Below are 20,773 nucleotides of genomic sequence, written 5' to 3'. Positions count from 1 at the left end.
GTCAGCCCTTCAAGGAGTCGATTTCGGCGACGTTGATCGTGCGCCGGTTGCGGAACAGCGTAACGAGGATGGCCAGGCCGATCGCGGCTTCGGCCGCGGCCACCGTCAGGATGAAGAACACGAACACCTGGCCGGACGCATCGCCCAGCTCGCGCGAGAACGCGACGAAGTTGATGTTGACCGCGAGCAGCATCAGCTCGATCGACATCAGCAGGACGATGACGTTCTTCCGGTTGAGGAAGATGCCCGCCACGCTGATGCAGAACAGCGCGGCGCCGAGGGCGAGGAAATGCCCGAGCGAAAGGATCATGGCGTGCCCTCCTCCTGCGTCGCGGCCGGCTTGGTCGCCTCCATGCGCACCATGCGCAGGCGGTCGGCGGACCGCACGCGCGCCTGCGCGGACGGGTCCTGGTGCTTGACGCCACCGCGGCGGCGCAACGTGAGCATGACCGCCGCCACGACGGCGATGGTCAGGATCACCGCGGCCACTTCGAACGGCAGCAGGAAGTCGGTGAACAGTGCTTGCGCCAGCCACGTGGTGTTGGGGATGTCGGCGGCGGCCGCGGCATCGGGTGCGAGCGGCGCCTGCACGAGCACCTTCACGCCGATCAGCATGCAGATCTCCACGAGCATGATGATCGCGACGATCAAGCCGATGGGCAGGTAGCGCACGAAGCCCTCGCGCAACGGCGCGACGTCGATGTCGAGCATCATCACGACGAACAGGAACAGCACCATCACCGCGCCGACGTAGACTAGGATCAGCACGATGCCGAGGAACTCGGCGCCGGCCAGCAGCCACGTGCAGGCGACGGAGAAGAAGGTGAGCACCAGCAACAGCGCGGCCTGCACCGGGTTTTTCACGCTGATCACGCCGACGGCGGCGGCGATGGCCATCGTGGCGAATGCGTAGAACGCGAGGGTCGGGAAATCCATGAGGGCCTCAGCGGTACGGTGCGTCGGCCGCGCGGCGCGCGGCGATCTCGGCTTCGAAACGGTCGCCGATGGCCAGCAACTGCGGCTTGGTCGCGATGTTCTGGCCGCGCTTGTCGAAGTGGTATTCGTGGATGTGCGTCTCGACGATCGAGTCCACCGGGCACGACTCTTCGCAGAAGCCGCAGAAGATGCACTTGAACAGGTCGATGTCGTAGCGCGTCGTGCGGCGCGTGCCGTCGGCGCGCTGTTCCGAATCGATGGTGATCGCCAGCGCCGGGCACACCGCTTCGCACAACTTGCAGGCGATGCAGCGTTCTTCGCCGTTGGCGTAGCGGCGCAGCGCGTGCAGGCCACGGAAACGCGGCGACTGCGGCAGTTTTTCCACCGGGTACATCACCGTGTACTTCGGACGGAACAGGTACTTGCCGGTGAGGAACAGGCCCTGGGCCAGTTCGATCAGCAGCAGGCTCTTGAAATAGGAAACGATGCGAGTCATGCCCTCACTGCCCCGGCGTGAACACGTTGAAGTACGCCATCAGCGCCGTGACGCAGATCCAGGCGATGGTGAGCGGAATGAAGACCTTCCAGCCCAGTCGCATGATCTGGTCGTAGCGGTAGCGCGGGAACGACGCACGGAACCAGATGAAGCAGCTCGCGAAGAAGACCACCTTCGGGAACAGCCACCACCAGCCGTCGACGGAGAGGAACGGAATGCCGAGCCCGTGGAACGGGCTGAGCCAGCCGCCCATGAAGAAGATCGCCGTCAGGAAGCTGACGAGGATCATGTTGGCGTATTCGGCCAGGAAGAACAGCGCGAACTGCGAACCGGAGTACTCGACCATGTGGCCGGCGACGATTTCCGACTCGCCTTCCACCACGTCGAACGGCGCGCGGTTGGTTTCCGCCACGCCCGAGACGAAATAGACCACGAACAGCGGCAGCAGCGGCCACATGAACCACTCGAACAGGCCCGCATCCCCGGCCTGCGCCATGACGATGTCCGTCAGGTTGAGGCTGCCGGCGGCGATCAGCACGCCGACGAGCGCGAAGCCCATCGCGATCTCGTAGGACACGACCTGCGCCGCGGCGCGCATGGCACCGAGGAAGGCGTACTTCGAGTTCGACGCCCAGCCCGCGAGGATGATGCCGTACACGCCGAGCGAGGTCATCGCGAGCAGGTACAGCAGGCCCGCGTTCGCATTCGACAACACCAGTTGCGCATCGAACGGCACCACCGCCCACGCGGCGAACGCCGGCACGAGCGCGATCAGGGGCGCAAGGCGGAACAGGAACGGCTGCGCCACGCTGGGCTGCACCACTTCCTTGAACAGCAGCTTGAACACGTCCGCGAAGGCCTGGAGGATGCCCTTGCCGATGTACATCGGCCCGTGGCGCACGTGCATCCAGCCGATCAGCTTGCGCTCCCACACCACGTAGAACGCGACGGCAAGGATCACCGGCACGGCGATCAGCAGGATCTTCAGCACGATCCAGAGCAGCAGGCCCAGCGGCCCGAAGGCCACGAGCCAATCGCGGAAGGCGTCGACGTACATCATGCGCGGGTGATCTCCACGGTGCCCGACAGCAGCGCGGCGGTCGCGCCATACCCCGATTCGACCCACGCGCAACCGCGCGCGACCTTGTCGCTGATCGCGACCGGCAGCGTCGCCGTGCCCGTGGCGTTCTTCACCTTCGCAACGCCGTCGGCATGCACGCCCGCCTCGCCCGCATCCGTCGGATGCAGCACGATGCGCGCGCCCAGCGTCAGCGGATGCGCCTGCAACGCGGCCGCGCGGCGCACGGTGGCGTCGATGCGGTAGATCGCCTGCGAAGCGACGATGGACAGGCCCGTGCCGTGCGTGGGTGCGTGCGCGGGCGCGGCGCCCTTCGCGACATCGACGTTGCGCAGCGACAAGCCCTTGCGCATGCCGGCGTAATCGGTGAAATCGAAACCGGCGAGGCCCAGGTCCGCACCGAGCGCACGCAGCACGCGCCAGCCGGCGCGCGCTTCGCCCGGCGACTTGCCGCCGGCGGTGGCGTGCTGGACGCGGCCGTCCAGGTTGGTCAGCGAGCCTTCGTTTTCCGGCAGTGCCGCGATCGGCAGGATCACGTCGGCCACCGCGCGCGTGGACTCACACGCGTACTGGCTGAAGGCGACGACCTGCGCGCCCGCGAGCGCCTTCATCGCAACGGACTGATCGGCGAAATCCAGGCCCGGCTCGATGCCGTAGATCACGTACGCGCTCAGCGATTGCGCGAACATCGCCTGCGTACCGCGCGAGGCCGGCAACACGCCGTGCTGCGAAAGGCCCAGCGCGTTCGCGCCCTGCGGGATGCGGCACAGCGTGGCGTTGTTGGCCGACGCGAAACCGCGCGCCGCCGCGCGGATGGCGCTGGCGTGTTCGGACAGCTCGGCGACGCCGCCGACGATCACGACGGCGCGCTGCGCGCCCGCGATGTCGACGCGGCCCAGCGCCGTGGCGAGTTCGGCCATCGGCACGACCGTCGACGACGCGGTATCGAACGCGACATCGAAATCCACCGGATTGACCATGTGCACGCGCGCGCCCTTGCGCTGCGCCTTGCGCACGCGCTGGTGCAGCAGCGGCACTTCGTGGCGCAGGTGCGAGCCCACGATCACGATGACGTCGGCGTTTTCGATGTCGGCCACCGGCATCGCGAATTGCTCGGCCACCGCGCCGTCGGACACGTCGCGCTGCGGCAGGCGATGGTCGAGGTTGCCGGTGCCCAGGCCTTCGGCGAAGCGGGCGAGCAAGGCGCCCTCCTCGTTCGTCGTCGAGGGATGCACGAGGATGCCGAGGCGGTCGCCCGTGTTGTCGCGCAGGATCTTCGCGGCCTTGGCCAGCGCTTCTTCCCAGCTGGTTTCGCGCCAGTCGTTGCCGTCCTTCACCATCGGCTTGACCGCGCGGTCGGCGGCGTACAGGCCCTGGTGCGCGTAACGGTCACGGTCCGACAGCCAGCATTCGTTGACCGCCTCGTTGTCGCGCGGCACCGAACGCAGCACTTCGCCGCGGCGGACGTGGTGGAACAGGTTGCTGCCGAGCGCATCGGAGAAGCCGAGCGATTCGCGCGCGACGAGTTCCCACGGACGCGCGCGGAAACGGAACACCTTGTTGGTCAGCGCGCCGACCGGGCAGACGTCGATGACGTTGCCGGACAGTTCGGTCGTCAGCGGCTTGCCGTCGTACGTGCCGATCTGCAGGTTCTCGCCGCGCATCATGCCGCCGAGCTCGTACGTGCCGGCGACTTCCGCGGTGAAGCGCACGCAGCGCGTGCACTGGATGCAGCGCGTCATGTCGCTGGCGACCAGCGGGCCGAAATCCTCGTCGGCGACCACGCGCTTGCGTTCGACGAAGCGCGAGACCGAGCGCCCGTAACCGAGCGAGAGATCCTGCAATTCGCACTCGCCGCCCTGGTCGCAGATTGGGCAATCGAGCGGATGGTTGATGAGCAGGAATTCCATCACGTTGCGCTGCGACTTCAACGCCTTGTCGCTGCGCGTGACGACCTTCATTCCGTCCATCACCGGCGTGGCACACGCAGGCGCCGGCTTCGGCATCTTCTCGACTTCGACCAGGCACATGCGGCAGTTGGCCGCGATGCTGAGCTTGTCGTGGTAGCAGAAACGCGGAATGGGAATGCCGGCCTTGTCGGCGGCGGCGATGATCATCGAGCCCTTGGGCGCGGTCATCGCCACGCCGTCGATTTCGATCGACACGTGGCCTTCCGGCACGACGGGCTTGGTGACGTCGGTTTCGACGGCGCTCATGCTGCGACACCCTGCTTTGCGACCACCGTACCGGCGCGCTGGTCATCGAGCAGGAAGCGCCCGTTGACGATCGCGTATTCGAATTCGTCCCAGAAGTGATGCAGGAAACCCTGCACCGGCCACGCGGCGGCTTCGCCGAACGCGCAGATGGTGTGGCCTTCGATCTGGCCGGCGGCGGCGCGCAGCATCGACAGATCGTCGAGCGTCGCCTTGCCGTCCACGATGCGCGTGAGCATGCGGTACATCCAGCCGGTGCCTTCGCGGCACGGCGTGCACTGGCCGCAGCTTTCCTTGAAGTAGAAGCGCGCGATGCGCTGGCACGCGCGCACCATGCAGGTGGTCTCGTCCATGACGATGACCGCGCCCGACCCCAGGCCCGAACCGGCCTTCTGGATCGAGTCGTAGTCCATCGTGCAGGCCATCATCGTGTCGGCCGGCAGGACCTTCATCGACGAACCGCCGGGGATCACCGCCTTCAGCTTGTGGCCGTTGCGGATGCCGCCGGCCATTTGCAGGAGGTCGGAGAACGGCGTGCCCAACCGGATTTCGTAGTTGCCCGGCTTCGCGACGTGGCCCGACACCGAAAACACCTTCGGCCCGCCGTTGTTGGGCTTGCCGAGGTTGAGGAACCACTCCGCGCCGTTGCGGATGATCGCCGGCACCGAGGCGTAGGTTTCGGTGTTGTTGATCGTCGTCGGCTTGCCGTACAGGCCGAAGTTGGCCGGGAACGGCGGCTTGTAGCGCGGCTGGCCCTTCTTGCCTTCCAGCGATTCCATCAGCGCGGTTTCTTCGCCGCAGATGTACGCGCCGGCGCCGAGCACGTTGTACAGATCGATGTCGATGCCGGTGCCGAGGAGGTTCTTGCCCAGCCAGCCGTTGGCATAGGCCTCGCGCGTGGCTTCTTCCAGGTGTTCGAACGGCTCGTGGTGGAACTCACCGCGCAGGTAGTTGTACGCGGCCGGCGAACCGGTCGCGTAGCACGCGATCGCCATGCCCTCGATCACCGCATGCGGGTTGTAGCGCAGGATGTCGCGGTCCTTCGCCGTGCCCGGTTCGGATTCGTCCGAGTTGCACAGGATGTACTTGATGCCCGGGCCCTTCGGCATGAAGGACCACTTCAGGCCGGTCGGGAAGCCTGCGCCGCCGCGGCCGCGCAGGCCGGAGGCCTTGACCATTTCGATCACCGCCGCCGGCTCGATCTTCTCTTCGAGGATCTTGCGCAGCGCGGCGTAACCGCCGGTCTTCAGGTAGTTCTCGTACGACCACGGCTTGTCGAAGTGCAGCGTCGTGTAGACGACGTTGTGCTCCTGCGGCGCGGGGCCGACGGGACCGGTGGGATCGCTGTAGTGGCTGTGCCCTGCCATGCGTTACTCCAGGCCGTCCAGGAGCTCGTCGACTTTCTGCGTCGTGAGCTTCTCGTGGTAGTGGCCGTTGATCACCATCATCGGCGCGCCGCAGCATGCGGCCAGGCATTCTTCTTCGCGCTTGAGGAACACGCGGCCGTCGCTCGTGCTTTCCCCGAGCTTGCAACCGAGTTTCTTCTCCGCATGCGCGACGAGGTCTTCGGCGCCGTTGAGCCAGCAGCTGATGTTGGTGCAGAAGGCGACGTTGTTACGGCCGACCTGTTCGGTCTCGAACATCGAGTAGAACGTGGCGACTTCGTACGCCCACACCGGCGGGATCGACAGGTACTTCGCCACCGCGGCGATGAGCTCGTCGGTGAGGAAGCCGCCGTTCTGTTCCTGCGCGGCGAACAGCCCCTGCAGCACGGCCGACCGCTTGCGGTCCGCCGGGAACTTGGTCAGCCAGTGGTCGATGTGCGCACGCGTGGCGTCCGACAGCACTTGCTGCGGGTCGACATTGCGCGCGTTCTCGAAGTTGCCGGTCGCTCTCATCGGTTCTGCCTTGCTGGAACTTGTATGGCCGATCGCGACGCGATCAGCGGTCGATCTCGCCGAACACCACGTCGTACGTGCCGATCATCGCGACCACGTCGGCCAGCATGTGGCCACGGACGACCGCGTCCATCGACGAGAGGTGCGCAAACCCCGGCGCGCGCAACTTGCAGCGGAACGGCTTGTTGGCGCCGTCGCTGACCAGGTACACGCCGAACTCGCCCTTCGGTGCCTCCACCGCGGCGTACGTTTCCCCGGCGGGGACGCAGTAGCCTTCGGTGAACAGCTTGAAGTGGTGGATCAGGGCTTCCATGTCGTCCTTCATCTCCTCGCGGGAGGGAGGCGCGACCTTGTAGTTATCGAGCATCACCGGGCCGGGGTTGGCCTTCAGCCACTGCACGCACTGCGCGACGATGCGGATCGATTCGCGCATTTCGGCCACGCGCACCAGGTAACGGTCGTAGCAGTCGCCGTTGGTGCCGAGCGGAATGTCGAAGTCGACTTCGGCGTACTTCGCGTAGGGCTGCTTCTTGCGCAGGTCCCACGCCAGGCCCGAACCGCGGACCATCGGCCCGCTCATGCCCCACGCGAGCGCGTCTTCCGGCGAGACCACGCCGATGCCGACGGTGCGCTGCTTCCAGATGCGGTTTTCGGTGAGCAGCGTCTCGTACTCGTCGACGCGCTTCGGGAAATCCTTCGCGAACTGCTCGAGGTAATCGAGCATCGAGCCTTCGCGCCACTCGTTGAAGCGCTTGAGCTTCTGCCCCTTGCGCCACGGCGATTCGCGGTACTTCGGCATGTGGTCCGGCAGGTCGCGGTACACGCCGCCCGGGCGGTAGTACGTGGCGTGCATCCGCGCGCCCGACACCGCCTCGTAGACGTCCATCAGCTCTTCGCGTTCGCGGAAGGCGTAGAGGAACACCGCCATCGCACCGAGGTCGAGCGCATTGGAACCGACCCACATCAGGTGGTTCAGGATGCGCGTGATCTCGTCGAACATCGTCCGGATCCACTGCGCGCGTTCCGGTGCCTCGATGCCGAGCAGGGTCTCGATGGCGCGCACGTAGGCGTGCTCGTTGCACATCATCGAGACATAGTCCAGGCGATCCATGTAGCCGATCGACTGGTTGAAGGGCTTGGATTCGACCAGCTTCTCGGTGCCGCGATGCAGCAGGCCGATGTGCGGATCGGCGCGCTGCACGATTTCGCCGTCCATCTCGAGGATCAGGCGCAACACGCCGTGCGCGGCCGGATGCTGCGGGCCGAAGTTGAGCGTGTAGTTGCGGATCTCGGCGTTGTTCAGGCCCGAGGTGTTGGCGGTTTGCAATTGGGCGCTCACTTGCGCGCTTCCTTTTCTTCGCCGGCGGCCGTCGAATAACGCGCGTCGTCGCGGATCACGCGCGGCACGCCGACGCGCGGCTCCACGGACGTGACCGGTTCGTACACCACGCGCTGGCGCTCGTTGTCGTAGCGGACTTCGACGTTGCCGATCAGCGGGAAATCCTTGCGGAACGGATGGCCGACGAAACCATAGTCGGTGAGGATGCGGCGCAGGTCCGGATGGCCCTCGAACAGGATGCCGTACATGTCGAAGGCTTCGCGCTCGAACCAGTTCACGCCAGGCCACAGGTCGACGACCGACGGAATCACCGGCAGCGTGTCGTCCGCGCAGAACGCGCGCACGCGGATGCGCTGGTTGTGCTGCATCGACAGCAGGTGCGCGACGACGGCGAAACGGCGATCGGGCGCGGGTTCTTCCTGCAGGCCGCTGGGAAGCTCGCCCCACTTGAAGCGCCCCGGGCCGCGGCCTTCGACGCCGCGGCTGAAGCCTTCGGACGAGACGTCGGTGGTGTCCCACTCGTCGTTGCCGTAGCCCAGGTAATCGACGCCGGAAACGTCCATGCACAGTTCGAAGCCGAAGGTGTCGCGCAAGTCTTCGCACGCCAGGTGCCACATTGCCGGCGGCACTTCGAGCGTGATTTCGTTGCGCGGCTGCGCGATGGCGACGGCCGAGCCTTCGAAACGCGCGTCGCCGAAGTGCGCGCGCAGGCGCTCGATGAACGCGGCGCTCATGCGTTGACGCCCTGCGTGCCGTCGGTGGCCTTGCGCGTGAACGGCGAGGACTCGTTGCGACGGATCTTCTTCTGCAATTGCAGGATGCCGTAGACGAGCGCTTCGGCCGTCGGCGGGCAGCCCGGCACGTAGATGTCGACGGGCACGATGCGATCGCAACCGCGCACGACCGCGTACGAATAGTGGTAGTAGCCGCCGCCGTTGGCGCAGCTGCCCATCGAGATGACCCACTTGGGCTCGGGCATCTGGTCGTAGACCTTGCGCAGCGCCGGGGCCATCTTGTTGACCAGCGTGCCCGCGACGATCATCACGTCGGACTGGCGCGGCGAGGGACGGAACACGACGCCGTAGCGGTCGAGGTCCAGGCGCGCGGCGCCGGCATGCATCATCTCGACCGCGCAGCACGCCAGGCCGAAGGTCATCGGCCACATCGAGCCGGTGCGCGCCCAATTCCACAGCGCGTCGAAGCTCGTGGTGACGAAGCCCTGCTCCAGCAACGGGTTTTCGCCTTCCGGCCGCAGGATGTCGCCGACGCGATCTTCCGGCAGCGGGTTATGCATCAAACCCGAAACAGTCTGGATCACTCCCATTCCAGTGCACCCTTCTTCCAGACGTAGACGAAACCGATCACCAGCAGCGCGAGGAACACGCCCATTTCCACCAGGCCGAACACACCGAGCTCGCGGAACACGAGGGCCCAGGGAAAGACGAACGCGATTTCCAGGTCGAAGACGATGAACAGGATCGCGATGAGGTAATAGCGCACGTCGAACTGCATGCGCGCGTCCTCGAATGCGTTGAAGCCGCATTCGTAGGGCGAGAGTTTTTCGGAGCTCGGGCGCTTCGGACCGAGCACGTTGCCCACGATGATCAGGGCGACGCCGATGCCGAGGGCGACGATCAGGAACAGCAGGGTCGGCAGATATTCAGCCAGCACGCTCGGACCTCTTGATTCGCTCGTGCGCAGGGGGCGATCACGAGCCGGCTATTGTAGCTGGCGGTGTGCGAAGACAACCACCCTTCACGTACTAATGGGTACAAAAAAACCCGCCGAAGCGGGTTTTCTTGTTTGGTGCCCAAGGGGGGACTCGAACCCCCACGACCGAAGCCGCTACCACCTCAAGGTAGTGCGTCTACCAATTCCGCCACCTGGGCAATCAGGTCCCGCATCGCGCATCGCGCGCTGCGGAGTTCGACATTGTATGTCGGTTTGATTCTTCTGCGAAGCGTTACTTCGGCGCGACGGTGGTCGCCGGCGCCGGTGCGGCCGGGACCGCGTTGTTGGCGGCGGGCGCCACCGGAACCGCAGTGTTGGCCGGCTGCTGCGCGGGCGCAGCGGCCGGGGCCGTCGGCACGTCGCTCACCAGGCCAAGGTCCGCCGCCGCTGCCTTCTGCTGCGCTTCGGCCGGCGCCTTCGACGCATGCGTGAAGTGCCAGCCCATGAACAGGGCGATCAGGAAGAAGGTGATCGCGAGCCACTTGGTGCTCTTGGACAGGAAGTTGCCCGCGCCGCGCGCACCGAACACGGTGGCCGACGCGCCCGCGCCGAAACCGGAGCCGGCCTGCGCACCCGCGCCGCGCTGCATCAGGATCAACACGATCATCGCGACCGCGAGGAGCACGTACAGCACGTTGAGGAGGGTCATCAACATCGGGGGAACTCTGCCTTATGCGTCAGGCCGCCGCGTCTGCGATGGCCAGGAAATCCCGGGCGACGAGGGAAGCGCCGCCCACCAGTCCGCCATCGACGTCGGGCTGCGAGAACAGCGCCTTCGCATTGTCGGGCTTCACGCTGCCGCCGTAGAGGATGGGCAGCGAGCCGGCAATGTTAGCAGAGCGCGAAGCGACCTCGCCACGAATGAAGGCGTGGACCGCCTGCGCCTGCTCCGGGGTGGCCGTGCGGCCGGTGCCGATGGCCCAGACCGGTTCGTAGGCGATGACCGCCCCGTCCAGGGCCTCGGGGCCCCCGAGGGCGAAGATCGGCTCCAGTTGCTCCTCGATGCGCCATTCGGTCTGGCCCGCCTCCCGCTCGCGGAGGGATTCGCCCACACAGAGGATCGGGATGAGGCCCGCCCGCTTGGCCGCGAAGAACTTCTGCGCGACCAGCTCGCTGGACTCGCCGTGGTACTGGCGGCGCTCGGAATGGCCGACCAGGCCGTACCTGGCGCCGACGTCGAGCAGCATCGCGGCCGAGACCTCGCCGGTGTAGGCGCCCTTCTCGTTGACGCTGACGTCCTGCGCACCGAAGGACACGCCGCGCTCGGCGAAGTGTTCGACCAGCTCGCCCAGGTACGGCAGCGGCGGGAGCACGACCCGCTCGACGCCCGCCACCGGCGCGACCTTCGCGATCTCCTCGACCAGCGCGCACGCGAAGGCGCGATCGCCATGCAGTTTCCAGTTGCCCGCCACGATCTTGCGACGCATGTGCATCTTCCCGAACCTCGAAGCGCGGCAGTCTAGCGCAGCGGCCCGCCCGCTATGATCGGCGCATGCCGATGCTTCGCCCGCCCGCGCGCCCCGCCCTGCCCGTCCTGCCCTATCGCAAGCCCACGCCGGGCCGCGATTTCTGGGTATTCGACGATGTCCTGCCCGACCCCGACGCCGTGCGCGCGCGCACGCTCGCGCGCACCGATTGGATCGAAGGTTTCCCGCACAAACCCGAATCCTGGCCGGGCATGCGCGTGATGCCGGGGTTGCTGCCCGATGAGCTGGCCATCGTCGAGGCGCTGGTGCGCAAAGCGACGGGCGTGGAAAAACTCTGGGTCGAATCCGCGCCCGACGGTGCGCATCTCAACCACAACTGCATCCAGGTGGTCGGCGCGGACGAGTGCGACGCGCGGCCGCACACCGATTCGCGCGCGCTGTGCCGTTTCGCCGCAGTCCTTTATCTCAACCCTGGCGTGCCCGCCGGTTTCGGCACCACCTTCTTCCGCCAGCGCCTGCCCGGCGGACAGCGCGGCGGCAACATCGTGATGCCGCCGCACCAGACACTGGTGCAGGCATTGGGGACGCGGTTCGTGCCGCCCGATTCGTTCGTCGAAGACGTCAGCGTCGATCACAAGTTCAATCGTTTGCTGCTGTACCGCGCGAACCTGCTGCACAGCGCCACCGCTTACCATGGCCGCGAACTGGCGGACAAACGCATGGCCGCGGTGTTTTTCTGGATGGCAAAGGCATGACGGACGCGATCAAGTACGAGGCGGTCATCGACCTCGCTGCGCGCAACAACTCGCACACGCTGCTGCACGAACTGGCCGTCGCCGACGGGCGCGCGCATCTGTCGGTCCTCGAAGTCGGCTGCTCGTCGGGGTACCTGGGCGCCTCGCTCGTCGCGCGCGGGCATCGCGTCACCGGCGTCGAACCGGATCCGGCGTCCGCGCAGGCCGCCGCGCGCGTGCTGAGCGAAGTCTGGAACGGCGGCCTCGACGATTACCTCGCCGCGCATCCCGAAGCGCGCTTCGACGTGCTGATCTTCGGCGACGTCCTCGAACACATGGTCGACCCCGCCGATGCGCTGCGCAACGCATTGCGGCACTTGCGCGAAGGCGGCAGCGTGGCGATCAGCCTGCCGAACATCGCGCACGGCAGCGTGCGCGCGATGCTGCTGCAGGGGCGCTGGGACTACGCGCAGCGCGGCATCATGGACCACACGCATCTGCGATTTTTCACGCGCGGCACGATCGCGCAACTGCTCGCGGACTGCGGACTGCGCCTGGAGCGTTTGTACGAAGTGGTCGTGGAGGTGCCCGAGGTGGACGCCGATTACGCGATGGGCTTGTCGCGCGAGCTGGTCACCGCCGTCGAACTGCTCGATGACGATGATTCGCGGCACGCGTTCCAGTACGTATTGCGGGCGACGCCGTCGACGCAATCGGCCGATGCGTTGGTGAGCGCGAACCGCGCGATCCCCGCCGAGCGCCCGGAAGCGTTGAAGCGCATCCCGGGCGCGGGGTCGTTCAAGCAGCGGATGCAGGTGAAGCTGTTCCGCGCGTTGCTGAAGTCGATCAGCAAGCGCCGCTGGCGCGGCGTTACTTGAGCTTGATCTCGCGCAGGCGCTCTTCGAGATACCCCTGCGCCGTGATTGCTTCCGGATAACGCGACGGGTTTTCGTCTGTCACGCACGAGTCCAGGACGTCGATGAGGAAATCCGGGTTCGGGTGCAGGAAGAAGGGCGTCGAGTAACGCGGCTGGCGCGCGAGTTCGCCCGGCGGGTTCACCACGCGGTGCGTGGTGGACGGATACACGTGGTTGGTCAGGCGCTGCAGCATGTCGCCGATGTTGACGACGATGGTGTCGGCGTCGGAGGTGAACGGCACCCACTCGCCCGTGCGCGATTTCACTTCCAGGCCCGCGGCGCTCGCGCCGACCAGCAGCGTGATCAGGTTGATGTCTTCATGCGCGCCTGCGCGCACGTTCGGGATGTCGGGCGTGGTGATCGGCGGGTAGTGGATCGGCCGCAGGATCGAGTTGCCGTAGTTCGTCTTGTCGACGAAGTAATTCTCCGGCAGGCCGATGTGCAGCGCGAGCGCCGACAACACCTGCGCGCCGAGCGTGTCGAGCGACTGGTACAGCCCGTAGCCCACTTCGCGGAACTCCGGGATTTCGTCCGGCCACAGGTTGGCCTGCATGACGTCGGCGCAATGATGGTCGCGCGGGATCTCGCGGCCGATGTGCCAGAACTCCTTCAGGTCGTGGTACTGCGCGCCCTTTGCGGTTTCCACGCCGAAGGGCGTGTAGCCGCGCGCACCGCCGCCGCCGGCGACGTGGTATTTGCGCTTGGTCTCGTCGGACTGCGCGAAGAAGCGCTGGAACACGTCGTATGCGCGGTCGATCTGGTCCTGCGGGATGCCATGGTTGCGGATGCCGGCGAAGCCCCACTCGCGATAGGCGCTGCCGAGTTCGGCGACGAACGCGTCGCGGTCCTCGGGGCTGGTCGGATGGGTGAAGCGCGCGATGTCGAGCGTGGGAATGCGGGTCTGGGCGTTCATTTCGATGGGCAATGGTTACTGCGCGGCCGCGCGCACGGCGTCGGCCAGTTTGTCGAGGGTGTTGCGCACGAGCGTATCGTCGTCGGCTTCGACCGTGACGCGCACGACCGGTTCCGTGCCCGACGGGCGCAGGAACGCGCGGCCGCGGCCGGCGACGGCCTGTTGCGCATCGGCCAAGGCGGCCTGCACGGACGCCTGCTCGACAGGCTTGGCGCCCGGTGCGAGCTGCACGTTGATCGTCTTCTGCGGCACCTTGCGCATGCCGGCGAGCGCGTCGCGCAGGCTGAGGCCGCGACGGCGCAGCACTTCGAGCACCTGCAGCGCGCTCACGATGCCGTCGCCGGTGCTCGCCCGATCCAGGCACAGCAGATGGCCCGACGCTTCGCCGCCCAGCACGCCCTCGTGTTCGACGAGCATCTGGTGCACGTAGCGGTCGCCGACCTTGGCGCGCATGAAGGCGATGCCGCGGTCGGCCAGCGCCTTCTCCAGGCCGAAGTTGGTCATGAGCGTGCCGACCATCGGGCCGCGCAGGCGGCCGCTGTCCTGCCAGTCGGTGGCGAGGACGTAGAGCAGATCGTCGCCGTCGCAGATCGTGCCGTCGTCGGCGACGAACAGCACGCGGTCGCCGTCCCCGTCGAAGGCGATGCCGATGTCGGCCTTGGTGGCGCGCACGTGCGCGACCAGCGTTTCGGGATGCGTCGAACCGACGCCGTCGTTGATGTTCAGGCCGTTCGGATCGACGCCGATGGCATCCACGCGCGCGCCGAGTTCGCGCAGCACGAGCGGTGCGATCTGGTACGTCGCGCCGTTCGCGCAATCCATCGCGATGCGCACGCCCGTGAGGTCGAAGCCCTTGGGCACGGAGTTCTTGCACGCCTCGACGTAACGCTCGACCGCGCCGCGCGTGCGCAGCGCCTTGCCCAGGCGCTCGGATTGCACGGTGGTGAACGGGGCTTCGAGCGCGGCTTCGATGGCGAGTTCCGTCGCATCGTCGAGCTTTTCGCCTTCGGCCGAGAAGAACTTGATGCCATTGTCGTGGTGCGGGTTGTGCGAGGCCGAAATCACGATGCCGCCGTCGGCGCGCAGCGAGCGCGTCAGGTGCGCGACGGCCGGCGTGGGCATCGGGCCCATCAGCTGCACGTCGACCCCCGCGGCGACCAGCCCGGCTTCCAGCGCGGCCTCGAACATGTAGTTCGAGATGCGCGTGTCCTTGCCGATGATGACCACCGGCTTGCGCCATTCGCGGTGCGAATCGCGCTGCGCCTGCAACAGCGCATGGCCGTAGGCGTTGCCGAGGCGAAGCACGAAGTCCGCGGAGATCGCACCCTCGCCCACGCGGCCGCGGATGCCGTCGGTGCCGAAATACTTGCGGCTCAAGCGATCGTCTCCGGATCGTTGGCCGGCTCGGGCTGGCGCAGCATCATCGCGGTGAGGTGCGCGATGCGGTCGCGCATTTCGCGGCGGTCGCAGATCTGGTCGATCGCACCGTGGTCGAGCAGGAATTCCGAACGCTGGAAGCCCTCCGGCAGTTTTTCGCGCACGGTCTGCTCGATCACGCGCGGGCCGGCGAAGCCGATCAGCGCGCCGGGCTCGGCGATGTTGATGTCGCCCAGCATCGCGAAGGAGGCCGACACGCCGCCCGTGGTGGGATGCGTCAGCACCGAGATGTACGGCAGGCCGGCCTCGCGCATGCGCGCGAGCGCGGCCGAGGTCTTGGCCATCTGCATCAGCGAGAACAGGCTTTCCTGCATGCGCGCGCCGCCGCTGGCGGAGAAGCAGACGAACGGCGCGCGCAACGCGAGTGCGCGCTCGGCGCCGCGCGTGAATCGTTCACCGACCACCGAACCCATCGAGCCGCCCATGTAGGCGAAGTCGAAGGACGCGGCGACCAGGTCGCGGCCCTTGAGCTTGCCTTCCATCGCCACGAGCGCGTCGCGCTCGCCGGTGGATTTCTGCGCGGCCTTGATGCGGTCGGAGTATTTCTTCTGGTCCTTGAACTTCAGCACGTCGGTCGGGCCGAGGTCGGCCGCGATCTCGATCATCGGCGTGCCGGGATCGAACAGGGACTTCAGGCGCGCGCGTGCGCGGATCGCCATGTGATGGCTGCACTTCGGGCAGACCTCGAGGTTTTCCTCGAGCTCCGGGCGGTACAGCACCGAGCCGCACTTGTCGCATTTTTCCCACAGGCCATCCGGCACGCTGCGCTTGGTGCCGCCTTCGGTGCGGATGCCCGCGGGCATCAATTTCTTCAGCCAGGACACGTAACGGTCTTCCGGTCAGGGGTGGTCGGGGTGCGCGGGAGTCTAGCGCAGCGCCCCGCGAGGGCGGTGCGAGGGGCTATGCGGCCCGCGCGCCGGAGGCGGCGTCGAGCGCGGCGCGCAAGGGCGCGAGGAAACGCGCGGCTTCGGCCACCGGATCGTCGGCGGCCGCGAGCGCGGCAACGAGCGCGCTGCCCACCACCACGCCGTCGGCGTGTTCGGCCATCGCGGAGGCGGACGCCGCGTCCTTGATGCCGAAACCGGCGAGCACGGGCACGCTGGCCTGCGCGCGCAGCGCATGCAGGCGTTCGGACGCGGCGCCGGCGTCGAGCCGGTCCGCGCCGGTCACGCCGGCGAAGCTCACGAAATAGAGGTAACCCTGAGCGTCGCCGCACAGGCGGCGCAGGCGCGCTTCCGGTGTCGTCGGCGAGGCCAGGAGGATCAGCGCGAGGCCGTGCGAGTCGAGCGCAGCGCGCAGATCGTCGGCTTCCTCGGGCGGGAGGTCGACGAGCAACACGCCGTCGACGCCCGCCTCGGCCGCATCGCGCGCGAAGCGTTCGACGCCGCGGATCTCGACGGGATTGAGGTATCCCATCAGGACCACGGGCGTCGTCGCGTCTTTCGTGCGGAAGGTGCGCACCGTGTCGAGTACGTACGACAGCCCGGCGCCGCGTGACAACGCGCGTTCCGAGCTGCGCTGGATCACGGGGCCGTCCGCCATCGGGTCGGAGAACGGCACACCGAGTTCGAGCACGTCGGCGCCCGCCGCGACGAGCGCATGCAGCACCGGCGCCGTTGCGTCGAGCGCGGGATCGCCCGCGGTGACGAAGGGCACCAGCGCCTTGCGCCCGCGCGCGCGCAGGGCGTCGAACGTGGCCGACAGCCGGCTCACGCGCCGGTGTTTTCCTGCGCGGCGCGCGCGGCGGCCTGGCGGTCGATTTCCGCCTGCAGCTCGGACTCGCCGACGTTGACGCCGCGCTCGTGGCCCAGGCCGTCCAGGTGCTCATTGAGCATCGTGCGGTATAGCTTGGTCATGTAGTTGAGGAAGTCCTGGCGTTCGGCGGCCACGTTGGCGCCGGCGGCGGACATGAAGGTGTGCACGTTGAAGCGCGCGGCGGCGTACAGCGAGGCCATCGAGATGCGCTTGAGGCCGTGTTCCTTCGAATGCTTGTTGGTCAGTTCGAGATACTCGTTGACCACCGCGAAGAACTTGGGGTCGAGCTCGTTCTGCTGCTGCGCGGCCTGCTGGCCCTGGGTGTCGTCGGTCATGGTGCTACTCCTGGCAAGGTTCAGAAAGAAAGTCCGTCGCGCGCGGCGATGGTGTGCACGTCCTTGTCGCCGCGGCCGGACAGGTTGCACAGCACGAGGGCATCGCGTGGCATGTCCCGCGCGAGCTTCAGGGCTTGCGCGACGGCGTGGCTGGATTCGAGCGCGGCGAGGATGCCCTCGGTGCGCGCGAGCTGGTGGAAGGCGGCGAGCGCTTCGTCGTCGGTGACGCCAACGTAATCGGCGCGGCCGGTGTCCTTCAAGAATGCGTGTTCCGGGCCGACGCCCGGATAGTCGAGGCCCGCGGACACCGAATGCGTCTCGACGATCTGGCCGTCGTCGTCGCACAACACGTAGGTGCGGTTGCCGTGCAGCACGCCGGGGCGACCGGCGGCGAGCGACGCGGCGTGACGGCCCGTCGCGATGCCCTCGCCCGCCGCTTCGGCGCCGACGATGCGCACGCCGCGGTCGTTGAGGAAGGCGTGGAAGATGCCGATCGCGTTGCTGCCGCCGCCGACGCACGCGGTGACGACATCCGGCAGGCGGCCGTAGTCGGCGAGCATCTGCGCACGCGCTTCGCGGCCGACGACTGCGTTGAAGTCGCGGACCATGCGCGGATACGGGTCGGGGCCCGCGACGGTGCCGATGATGTAGAAGGTGTCGGCGACATTCGTCACCCAGTCGCGCATCGCTTCGTTGAGCGCGTCCTTGAGCGTCTGCGAACCGCTGGTCACCGGCACGACCGTCGCGCCGAGCAGGCGCATGCGATAGACGTTGATCTTCTGGCGCTCGATGTCGGTCGCGCCCATGTACACGACGCATTCCAGCCCGAGGCGCGCGGCCACGGTGGCCGAAGCGACGCCGTGCTGCCCCGCGCCGGTCTCGGCGATGATCCGCGGCTTGCCCATGCGGCGCGCGAGCAGCGCCTGGCCGATGGTGTTGTTGATCTTGTGCGCGCCGGTGTGGTTCAGGTCTTCGCGCTTGAGCAGGATGCGTGCGCCGCCGTTCTCGCGCGACAGGCGCGTGGCTTCGTAGATCGGGCTCGGGCGGCCGACGTAATGCTTGAGGTCGTGTTCGAACTCGGCGATGAACGCGGGGTCCACGCGCGCCGCGTCGTACGCCGCGGCCAGCTCGTCCAGCGGACCGATCAGCGTTTCGGCCACGAACCGCCCGCCGAAGCGGCCGAAATGGCCGGTCGGGTCGGGGGTGTTGCTGAAATCGATCAGCTCGGAGCCGCGGGCGGTGGGCTCAGTCTGGGTGGCAGTCGGCACGACGGACTTCTTCGACGAAACGGCGCATCTTATCGCCGTCCTTGATCCCGGGGGCGCTTTCGATCCCGGAAGCCACGTCCACACCCCACGGAAGGGTGGAAATCACGGCGTCGAACACATTATCGGGCCGCAGGCCGCCGGCCAGGACGAAGGGCTTGCCCAGCCCCGTGGGAATGGTGGACCAGTCGAAGACCTCCCCGGTGCCGCCCTGCTGGCCCTCGGCGTGGCCATCGAACAGGAAAGCCGAAGCCGCCGGGTACTTCATCAGCAGCTGGATCGCGTGCTGGGCGCGCTGGGCCGGGTCGAGGCCGCGCATCGGGATGCCCTTGATGTAGGGCACGCCGAAGCTCTTGCAGAAGACGTCGTCCTCGCTGCCGTGGAACTGCAGCAGGCTCGGGCGAACCTGCTTGAGCACCGCGCGCACCTCATCGGCCGGGTTGTCCTTGAACAGCGCGACGGCGTCGACCAGCGGCTCCATCGCATTGCGCATGGCGCGGGCTTCCTCGGGCTGCAGGCGGCGCGGGCTGCCTTCGGCGAACACGAAGCCGACGGCGTCGACGCCGAGCTCGCTGGCCAGACGCACGTCGCCGGCGCGGGTCATGCCGCAGAACTTGATACGCGTGCGGAACAGCGTCTTGCTCAAGCGGTCACCTCGTCGGGCAGGCCGAACAGGCCGGGATACAGCGGGCCGAGAAAGCTCAGGCCCGTTGGGGGTGCGGTCGGCCCGGCGAGGGTTCGGTCGCGGCCGGCCAGCAATTCGGCGATCCAGGCCGGGGGGCGTTCGCCACGGCCGACCAGGACCAGGGACCCGACGATATTGCGAACCATGTGATGCAGGAATGCATTCGCCCTCACATCCATCCAGACCTCATCACCGTCGCGCCGGAAGGCGATGCTCTGCAGGTCGCGGCGCGCGTGCGGCGCCTGGCAATGCACGGTGCGGAAAGCGTTGAAGTCGTGTTCGCCGACCAGCGCCTGCGCGGCGATGTTCATGGCGTCGACATCCAGCGGGATGCGCTCCCAGGTCACGTAACGACGCGCCAGCGCGGGGCGCACGGCACGGTTGAGGATGCGATAGCGATAGCGTCGCGCGATGGCGGAAAAACGCGCGTGGAAATCGTCGGCGACCGGCACGCACCAGCGGATGCTGATGCTCGGCGGCAGGCGCGAGGTGGTGCCGAGCACCCAGCCGCGCACGTCGCGCTGCACGTCGGTATCGAAATGCACGACGTTGCACACGCCATGCACGCCGGCGTCGGTGCGGCCCGCGCATACGGTGTCGACCTGCGTGGCCGCGACGAACGACAGCGCCGTTTCCAGCGCCTGCTGCACGGTTTCGTCGCCCGGCTCGCCCGGTTTGCTGAGGCGTTGCCAGCCGAGGAAATCGCCGCCGTCGTATTCGACGCCGAGCGCGTAGCGCGCCATCAGGCGCGCATCACAGCTCGCGCAACATGCGTGCCGCCGTGTCGCGCGCGGCCGGATCGCGACCGTCGAGCACTTCGCGCAGGATCACGCGCGCCGCGTCGTCGTCGCCCATGTCGAGATAGGCGCGCGCAAGTTCCAGTTGCTGCATCGCGGTCTGCGGTTCGGCGACGGCGGTGTTATCGCCGGTCGCACCACCGTGCCACGTGGGCGCCGCGCCGAGGGTCGCGGGCGCGGCCGTCCAGTGCGGCGTTTCCTTCGCACGCGGAGGGGCTGCTGCGAAGGCCGGCGCCTGTTCCGGCGTGGCCGGCGCCGGTGCTGCGCGTTCGCGCGGCGCGACGTCTTCGGCGGTCGGGATGCCCGCGGCGAGCGCTTCGGTGTCGTATGCGCGGCGCGCCGGTTGTTCGACGCGCGTGGCGCGACGGCGCGTGAACAGCCACGCGAGCACGCCAAGCATCAGCAACCCTGCCCCGCCCCACAGCCATGCGGGCGTGCCGGTCTGTTGCGCCGGTTGCTGCTGCGCCGTGGTCGCGGTCGTCGCCTTCGCGGCGGCGTCGTTCGACTGCGCCAGGCGTTGTTCGGCGGCCGCGAGCTTGCTGTCCTTCATCGCGATCAGCGCGGCCTGGTCCTTCTGCAGTTTCTCCAGTTCCGCGACGCGGGACTGCAGTTCCTGCACTTCGGCATCGCGCGCGGCGAGGTCTTCCTTCGCCTGGTTCAATTCCTGCTGTCGCAGCATGTCGCCCTCGCCTCCGGCGCTGGCGCCGGATCGTGATCCTGGTGTCTTGGCGCCGGCCTGCACGGGCGGCACGATTTCGAGGCGTGCGCCGGCCGTGCGCGCGTTCGCGTTGTTGGCACTCGCACTCGCGGCCTTCGC

General features: G+C 67.6%; 24 protein-coding genes and 1 tRNA gene. 2 read left to right on the top strand and 23 right to left on the bottom strand.

What is annotated here, in order from left to right; translation table 11 throughout:
* Position 1: 1 nt before the first annotated feature.
* The 14 genes from nuoK to tpiA form a co-directional block, all read right to left on the bottom strand.
* Positions 2-307 carry an NADH-quinone oxidoreductase subunit NuoK gene (nuoK, locus tag LF41_RS07295; RefSeq protein ID WP_036168496.1) on the bottom strand — a complete coding sequence of 102 codons (306 nt, stop codon included), beginning with the start codon at positions 305-307 and terminating at the stop codon, positions 2-4.
* Positions 307-936, bottom strand: a complete 630-nt coding sequence (locus LF41_RS07290; protein WP_036168018.1) for an NADH-quinone oxidoreductase subunit J — start codon at positions 934-936, stop codon at positions 307-309. Before LF41_RS07290 ends, nuoK begins: the two co-directional genes overlap by 1 nt.
* Before the next feature lie 7 nt (positions 937-943).
* Positions 944-1,432, bottom strand: a complete 489-nt coding sequence (gene nuoI / locus LF41_RS07285; RefSeq protein ID WP_036168015.1) for an NADH-quinone oxidoreductase subunit NuoI — start codon at positions 1,430-1,432, stop codon at positions 944-946.
* A 4-nt stretch (positions 1,433-1,436) separates the two neighbouring features.
* Positions 1,437-2,492 (bottom strand): NADH-quinone oxidoreductase subunit NuoH, encoded by a 1,056-nt coding sequence (gene nuoH, locus LF41_RS07280; RefSeq protein ID WP_036168013.1) that lies wholly within the window; start codon positions 2,490-2,492, stop codon positions 1,437-1,439.
* On the bottom strand, positions 2,489-4,726 hold the full coding sequence (gene nuoG / locus LF41_RS07275) for an NADH-quinone oxidoreductase subunit NuoG (protein WP_036168010.1): 2,238 nt from the start codon (positions 4,724-4,726) through the stop codon (positions 2,489-2,491). The genes nuoH and nuoG overlap by 4 nt, the downstream gene beginning before the upstream one ends.
* Positions 4,723-6,090 (bottom strand): NADH-quinone oxidoreductase subunit NuoF, encoded by a 1,368-nt coding sequence (gene nuoF / locus LF41_RS07270; RefSeq protein WP_036168007.1) that lies wholly within the window; start codon positions 6,088-6,090, stop codon positions 4,723-4,725. The genes nuoG and nuoF overlap by 4 nt, the downstream gene beginning before the upstream one ends.
* A gap of 3 nt (positions 6,091-6,093) precedes the next feature.
* The gene (gene nuoE, locus LF41_RS07265) at positions 6,094-6,621 is read right to left on the bottom strand and encodes an NADH-quinone oxidoreductase subunit NuoE (RefSeq protein ID WP_036168004.1); all 528 of its coding nucleotides are present in this window, start codon (positions 6,619-6,621) and stop codon (positions 6,094-6,096) included.
* A 43-nt stretch (positions 6,622-6,664) separates the two neighbouring features.
* Complete coding sequence (locus LF41_RS07260; protein WP_052116220.1) at positions 6,665-7,960, bottom strand: NADH-quinone oxidoreductase subunit D; 1,296 nt, start codon at positions 7,958-7,960, stop codon at positions 6,665-6,667.
* A complete protein-coding gene (locus tag LF41_RS07255) occupies positions 7,957-8,694 on the bottom strand; it encodes an NADH-quinone oxidoreductase subunit C (RefSeq protein ID WP_036168002.1) in 738 nt (245 codons plus the stop codon). The genes LF41_RS07260 and LF41_RS07255 overlap by 4 nt, the downstream gene beginning before the upstream one ends.
* A complete protein-coding gene (locus LF41_RS07250) occupies positions 8,691-9,284 on the bottom strand; it encodes a NuoB/complex I 20 kDa subunit family protein (protein WP_052116219.1) in 594 nt (197 codons plus the stop codon). The genes LF41_RS07255 and LF41_RS07250 overlap by 4 nt, the downstream gene beginning before the upstream one ends.
* Complete coding sequence (locus LF41_RS07245) at positions 9,275-9,631, bottom strand: NADH-quinone oxidoreductase subunit A (protein ID WP_036168000.1); 357 nt, start codon at positions 9,629-9,631, stop codon at positions 9,275-9,277. Before LF41_RS07245 ends, LF41_RS07250 begins: the two co-directional genes overlap by 10 nt.
* Before the next feature lie 133 nt (positions 9,632-9,764).
* Positions 9,765-9,849 (bottom strand) — tRNA-Leu (locus LF41_RS07240).
* A 74-nt stretch (positions 9,850-9,923) separates the two neighbouring features.
* Positions 9,924-10,346 (bottom strand): preprotein translocase subunit SecG, encoded by a 423-nt coding sequence (secG, locus tag LF41_RS07235; protein ID WP_036167998.1) that lies wholly within the window; start codon positions 10,344-10,346, stop codon positions 9,924-9,926.
* 22 nt (positions 10,347-10,368) lie between these two features.
* On the bottom strand, positions 10,369-11,118 hold the full coding sequence (tpiA, locus tag LF41_RS07230) for a triose-phosphate isomerase (protein ID WP_036168490.1): 750 nt from the start codon (positions 11,116-11,118) through the stop codon (positions 10,369-10,371).
* A gap of 65 nt (positions 11,119-11,183) precedes the next feature.
* Between tpiA and LF41_RS07225 the strand changes: the two genes are divergently transcribed.
* Both LF41_RS07225 and LF41_RS16100 read left to right on the top strand, forming a co-directional pair.
* The gene (locus LF41_RS07225; protein ID WP_036167996.1) at positions 11,184-11,873 is read left to right on the top strand and encodes a DUF6445 family protein; all 690 of its coding nucleotides are present in this window, start codon (positions 11,184-11,186) and stop codon (positions 11,871-11,873) included.
* Positions 11,870-12,730 carry a class I SAM-dependent methyltransferase gene (locus LF41_RS16100; protein WP_052116218.1) on the top strand — a complete coding sequence of 287 codons (861 nt, stop codon included), beginning with the start codon at positions 11,870-11,872 and terminating at the stop codon, positions 12,728-12,730. Before LF41_RS07225 ends, LF41_RS16100 begins: the two co-directional genes overlap by 4 nt.
* Here the strand turns inward: LF41_RS16100 and LF41_RS07215 are convergent.
* The 9 genes from LF41_RS07215 to LF41_RS07175 form a co-directional block, all read right to left on the bottom strand.
* Positions 12,723-13,682, bottom strand: a complete 960-nt coding sequence (locus tag LF41_RS07215) for an isopenicillin N synthase family dioxygenase (protein WP_036167995.1) — start codon at positions 13,680-13,682, stop codon at positions 12,723-12,725. The genes LF41_RS16100 and LF41_RS07215 overlap by 8 nt on opposite strands.
* 15 nt (positions 13,683-13,697) lie before the next feature.
* Positions 13,698-15,059, bottom strand: coding sequence for a phosphoglucosamine mutase (glmM, locus tag LF41_RS07210; RefSeq protein WP_036167993.1), 1,362 nt, complete (start codon positions 15,057-15,059; stop codon positions 13,698-13,700).
* Entirely contained in the window at positions 15,056-15,943 is an 888-nt protein-coding gene (accD, locus tag LF41_RS07205; protein WP_036167991.1) for an acetyl-CoA carboxylase, carboxyltransferase subunit beta, read from the bottom strand. The genes glmM and accD overlap by 4 nt, the downstream gene beginning before the upstream one ends.
* 76 nt (positions 15,944-16,019) lie before the next feature.
* Positions 16,020-16,832: a tryptophan synthase subunit alpha gene (gene trpA, locus LF41_RS07200; protein WP_036167988.1), complete on the bottom strand. Its 813-nt coding sequence runs from the start codon at positions 16,830-16,832 to the stop codon at positions 16,020-16,022.
* Entirely contained in the window at positions 16,829-17,209 is a 381-nt protein-coding gene (locus LF41_RS07195; RefSeq protein WP_036167985.1) for a DUF3144 domain-containing protein, read from the bottom strand. The genes trpA and LF41_RS07195 overlap by 4 nt, the downstream gene beginning before the upstream one ends.
* Before the next feature lie 20 nt (positions 17,210-17,229).
* Positions 17,230-18,432, bottom strand: a complete 1,203-nt coding sequence (trpB, locus tag LF41_RS07190) for a tryptophan synthase subunit beta (RefSeq protein WP_036168487.1) — start codon at positions 18,430-18,432, stop codon at positions 17,230-17,232.
* Between the two features lie 22 nt (positions 18,433-18,454).
* Positions 18,455-19,120, bottom strand: a complete 666-nt coding sequence (locus LF41_RS07185) for a phosphoribosylanthranilate isomerase (RefSeq protein WP_036167982.1) — start codon at positions 19,118-19,120, stop codon at positions 18,455-18,457.
* Positions 19,117-19,902, bottom strand: coding sequence for a tRNA pseudouridine(38-40) synthase TruA (gene truA, locus LF41_RS07180; RefSeq protein WP_036167979.1), 786 nt, complete (start codon positions 19,900-19,902; stop codon positions 19,117-19,119). The genes LF41_RS07185 and truA overlap by 4 nt, the downstream gene beginning before the upstream one ends.
* A 10-nt stretch (positions 19,903-19,912) precedes the next feature.
* On the bottom strand, positions 19,913-20,773 hold an 861-nt coding region (locus LF41_RS07175), incomplete at its 5' end, for a FimV/HubP family polar landmark protein (RefSeq protein ID WP_036167976.1).

The sequence above is a fragment of the Lysobacter dokdonensis DS-58 genome (assembly GCF_000770795.1).
GTDB lineage: Bacteria > Pseudomonadota > Gammaproteobacteria > Xanthomonadales > Xanthomonadaceae > Noviluteimonas > Noviluteimonas dokdonensis.
This window is presented reverse-complemented; position numbering and strand designations above follow the sequence as displayed.

Coding starts and splice junctions, on each gene's coding strand:
- LF41_RS07290 (WP_036168018.1), bottom strand. CDS start 936: ATGGATTTCCCGACCCTCGCGTTCTACGCATTCGCCACGATGGCCATC.
- nuoI (WP_036168015.1), bottom strand. CDS start 1,432: ATGACTCGCATCGTTTCCTATTTCAAGAGCCTGCTGCTGATCGAACTG.
- nuoH (WP_036168013.1), bottom strand. CDS start 2,492: ATGATGTACGTCGACGCCTTCCGCGATTGGCTCGTGGCCTTCGGGCCG.
- nuoG (WP_036168010.1), bottom strand. CDS start 4,726: ATGAGCGCCGTCGAAACCGACGTCACCAAGCCCGTCGTGCCGGAAGGC.
- nuoF (WP_036168007.1), bottom strand. CDS start 6,090: ATGGCAGGGCACAGCCACTACAGCGATCCCACCGGTCCCGTCGGCCCC.
- nuoE (WP_036168004.1), bottom strand. CDS start 6,621: ATGAGAGCGACCGGCAACTTCGAGAACGCGCGCAATGTCGACCCGCAG.
- LF41_RS07255 (WP_036168002.1), bottom strand. CDS start 8,694: ATGAGCGCCGCGTTCATCGAGCGCCTGCGCGCGCACTTCGGCGACGCG.
- LF41_RS07250 (WP_052116219.1), bottom strand. CDS start 9,284: ATGGGAGTGATCCAGACTGTTTCGGGTTTGATGCATAACCCGCTGCCG.
- secG (WP_036167998.1), bottom strand. CDS start 10,346: ATGTTGATGACCCTCCTCAACGTGCTGTACGTGCTCCTCGCGGTCGCG.
- tpiA (WP_036168490.1), bottom strand. CDS start 11,118: ATGCGTCGCAAGATCGTGGCGGGCAACTGGAAACTGCATGGCGATCGC.
- LF41_RS07225 (WP_036167996.1), top strand. CDS start 11,184: ATGCCGATGCTTCGCCCGCCCGCGCGCCCCGCCCTGCCCGTCCTGCCC.
- LF41_RS16100 (WP_052116218.1), top strand. CDS start 11,870: ATGACGGACGCGATCAAGTACGAGGCGGTCATCGACCTCGCTGCGCGC.
- LF41_RS07215 (WP_036167995.1), bottom strand. CDS start 13,682: ATGAACGCCCAGACCCGCATTCCCACGCTCGACATCGCGCGCTTCACC.
- LF41_RS07195 (WP_036167985.1), bottom strand. CDS start 17,209: ATGACCGACGACACCCAGGGCCAGCAGGCCGCGCAGCAGCAGAACGAG.
- truA (WP_036167979.1), bottom strand. CDS start 19,902: ATGGCGCGCTACGCGCTCGGCGTCGAATACGACGGCGGCGATTTCCTC.